At 66.8% G+C, this 3082-nt stretch carries 5 protein-coding genes; all 5 read right to left on the reverse strand.

Annotation, left to right across the window (positions count from 1 at the left end; all coding sequences use genetic code 11):
- Nucleotides 1–201: 201 nt before the first annotated feature.
- Genes LPA46_RS18540 through LPA46_RS18560 form a run of 5 tightly spaced genes read right to left on the reverse strand, consistent with a single transcriptional unit; the run spans nt 202 to nt 2961 of the window.
- Nucleotides 202–1869 (reverse strand): MarR family transcriptional regulator, encoded by a 1668-nt coding sequence (locus LPA46_RS18540; RefSeq protein WP_230893791.1) that lies wholly within the window; start codon nt 1867–1869, stop codon nt 202–204.
- Nucleotides 1866–2348 (reverse strand): hypothetical protein, encoded by a 483-nt coding sequence (locus tag LPA46_RS18545; RefSeq protein ID WP_230893792.1) that lies wholly within the window; start codon nt 2346–2348, stop codon nt 1866–1868. Before LPA46_RS18545 ends, LPA46_RS18540 begins: the two co-directional genes overlap by 4 nt.
- The gene (locus LPA46_RS18550) at nt 2345–2533 is read right to left on the reverse strand and encodes a hypothetical protein (RefSeq protein WP_230893793.1); all 189 of its coding nucleotides are present in this window, start codon (nt 2531–2533) and stop codon (nt 2345–2347) included. Before LPA46_RS18550 ends, LPA46_RS18545 begins: the two co-directional genes overlap by 4 nt.
- Nucleotides 2523–2762, reverse strand: coding sequence for a hypothetical protein (locus LPA46_RS18555; protein ID WP_230893794.1), 240 nt, complete (start codon nt 2760–2762; stop codon nt 2523–2525). Before LPA46_RS18555 ends, LPA46_RS18550 begins: the two co-directional genes overlap by 11 nt.
- The gene (locus LPA46_RS18560; protein ID WP_230893795.1) at nt 2755–2961 is read right to left on the reverse strand and encodes a hypothetical protein; all 207 of its coding nucleotides are present in this window, start codon (nt 2959–2961) and stop codon (nt 2755–2757) included. The genes LPA46_RS18555 and LPA46_RS18560 overlap by 8 nt, the downstream gene beginning before the upstream one ends.
- Nucleotides 2962–3082: the final 121 nt, after the last annotated feature.

Consider the following 3082-nt stretch of genomic DNA (forward strand, 5'->3'; position numbering starts at 1 on the left):
TGGTGGCCTTAGCCACACCCCTAACGGAGAACCGAACGGGCCCCGTGAGGTTCTCCGCGTGGGTGCGTCGGCGCGACCGCGCCGGCCGCCCGCGTCGAGAACGCCCATCGCAACTGAGATTTCACTATCGAGGTGTCTCACGGCAAGTAGAGTTGCGTCAAGCAGGGTTCTAGACGGTGTTGCCACTGTCCGCGGGCCGGGCTACCGGAGGGCCTTCCAGGCGCGGCGCTTGCCTTCAACGCCGTTGGCGCGGAACTTCACAACTGCCTGCCGGAACCGCTCGGGGTCCTGACCGGCGGCCTCCCACTTCTCGAAGGCTGTCTTCAGGCGATGCGAGACCGTCGTCGGCATCCCGTTGTACGACCACGTGACGCCGTCAAACTCGCCGAGGTCGATCTCCAGGGCGTCCGCTCGGTTGCGGATATCGACGCCGTGGCGGTTGCACCACGCGACCCACTCAGCCATCGCGTCAGAGGCCCCGCGCTCGGCCGCTTCGATGGCCTTTGCGGAGGTCTCGACGGCCGTGCGCGTCGCTTCTCGCGCATCCTGTACGGCGTCGTGGACCATTTCGGCGACGTAGTCAGAGCGCAGCCCGACCTCGCCGTACTTCCGTGAGACGAGTTCCTCCATCGAACGCAGTGCGCGCCGGACGCTGCCCACGTGGCGGTCGTTGGCGTCGGCGAGGTCCTGCGGAGAGACTTCGCCGCCATCGGCGACGAGCGTGCTCAGGGATTCCCACTGGACGGGCGAGAGGCCGTCTGTGAGGTGGCGGACAACGACACTCTCCTGCTCTTGGCGAATGCGCGTGAGGTCTAACTGTATCGGGTCGGGGCCGCGCTCGCTGGTCGAGGGCGTCCAGTAGGCGTCCATCTCGACGTACGGACTGCGGCCCATGTCACCGGGCGAAACGTCGAGGCCGGCGTCCGACAGCACGGAGAGAACCGTCTGGTCTAGCTCGCGTTCTAGGGCGACGAGATTCTCGTAGCGAACGGTCTGCTCGCGGCCGAGCAAGGAGTGTTGTAGGCTGGCGCCGACCTTCGGGTGCGCTAGCGCTTCGGAGGCGTCCAGCGTGGCTGCCTCGCGGGCGTAGTAGTGTTTGACCTCCTTGGGGTACTGGTGGCCGGGGAACGCCTCACCGAGGCGTTCGGCGTCGAGCGTGGCGGTGTGATAGTAGCCCTGGACGTTGTTGCCGTGCTCGTCGTTGTCGTTCTGGACGAGCTTCCGGTAGCCGGTTCGGTCGTCTTCGAGCAGGTGCGCCATGGAGGCTATCGGCCCATCACGAGCGTGGACGGGACCGCTGCTGTCGCGGTGGAGGCGGGCGTACTTCTCGGCGTCCATGACGTTGCTCGTGTGCTCGGGCTTCTGGAAATACCGCGCCGAGAAGCCGAGGACGCGGGCGGCGGTCTGGAAGAGGTCGAGATACCGCGTGAATTCGATGTTCGACCCTTGAATGCGGAGGTCTACGCCGTCGTTCTGCAGGGTTGGCGGCACCGGAATCTCGACAACCTCGCCGTCGCTGTTCTCGGCGTGGAGGCCGCCCCAGCGCGGCGACATATGGGCGGTGAAGTCCTGCTTGCCGACAGGGTCCTCGTCGGGGTGGCGGGCAATCTTGAACTGGAATTCTCGAATGGTCTCGTGCTCGACGGACGTGCCGCCGTCAGTGACGCCGCCGGTCGGCGGGAGCAGCCCGCCCTCGTCGCGGTAGGAGAGGCGTGCGACCCACTGCTCGCCGGCGTGGGTGAACTCCGCAGAGCGGCTGCCGTCAGCATCCTTCACGAGGGCGTCGGCGCCGAACCATGGGCCGAGGTCGTTTTCCGCGAAGTGGAGGTGCGCGTCGAACTCGTGGGGGGCGAGGTCGAGTGTGTTCACGCCGACCCCTCCACGGTCTCGGTGTCGAGCAGCCGGCTCCAAGCGAGCTGCCGGTAGCCGACCTCGGCACGGTCGCCGTCGACGCTGGTCCAACCGTCGGGAAGCAGCTCGTCGATGATGCTGGCGGGAACGGCGAGCATCGCGAGCACGCGCTGGTCGCGGGGGTCGTAGACCGCGAAGAGGTAGGCCGCCGACTCCGCGACGAGCGTTTCGTGCTGGCGCTGGCGGATGTAGAAGCGACCGCGCGCACCGCTGTTCAGTCGGCGCTGGGCGGCCTTAATCTCGACCGGCGTCCCGTTTTCGAGGAGCGGCGTACTCCCGAGCGTGACGCGCCCACTGCCGTCGAGAAGGCCGGAAACGCGGGCGTCGTGCCACTCGGCAGTACTGTCGCCGACGTACTGCAGCGCGGGGACGAGGTCCAGCACTTCGGCTTCGATGGCTTCGCCGGCGGCCTTCGAGGACTGCCGGGCGCGGCTCACGCGGGACCACCCCACGCGGCTGGCCGACTGTCGTAGATGAGCGCGGCCAGCACGCCGAGCACGGCGACGACGAGGCTGGTTAGCCCAGGATTCGGGTAGACCGTCGTCAGCGCGTAGACGGAGGCCCAGAACTGCATCCAGAACCCGAAGCGAAGACCTCCGCGGTCGAAGTTCTCACTCGCCAACGTCCTCACCCCACAGGGAGCGGCAGGAAGCACAGAGAGCGGTTTTCTCGCGGTCGCGGTCGGGAAGGCGAACGAGCCGACAGTCCGGGCCGTCAGCACCGCAGACGGTACACTCGTCGGCTTCGGGCGCGTCGTCGGCGACAGTTTCCCAATAGTCGTGCCGGCGGACCTGCGGGCCGCCGTCGGTCCGCAGCTCGGACGCGGCGACGAACTCGGGAGCGTCAGTCAACGCGACCACCCGCGAATAGCGGCGCGTCGTGGTCCTCGTCGATTTTCCCGAGCGGGTTCAGGCCGGCGTCTTCGGGATTGTGGTCGGCGAGGTGGTCAGGCCGGGATTCGTCGGAGTCAAATTCGTACCCGCACAGTGGGCAGTGCGTGAGGGTGAAGAATCGGCGGCTCCGCGAGTAGGTCCGGGCGCGAAGACTCACGCCGACCACCCCTTGATAAATGAGGGCGTTGAATACAGACGAGTCTTCTTGTAATTTGAGTCAGTAGGCCCGGAGAGTTCCGTAACCGGAATCCGGGCTAATTTGAAGTGGGACCGCCGAG

The organism is Halobacterium sp. KA-6, assembly GCF_021029015.1.
Classification (GTDB): domain Archaea; phylum Halobacteriota; class Halobacteria; order Halobacteriales; family Halobacteriaceae; genus Halobacterium.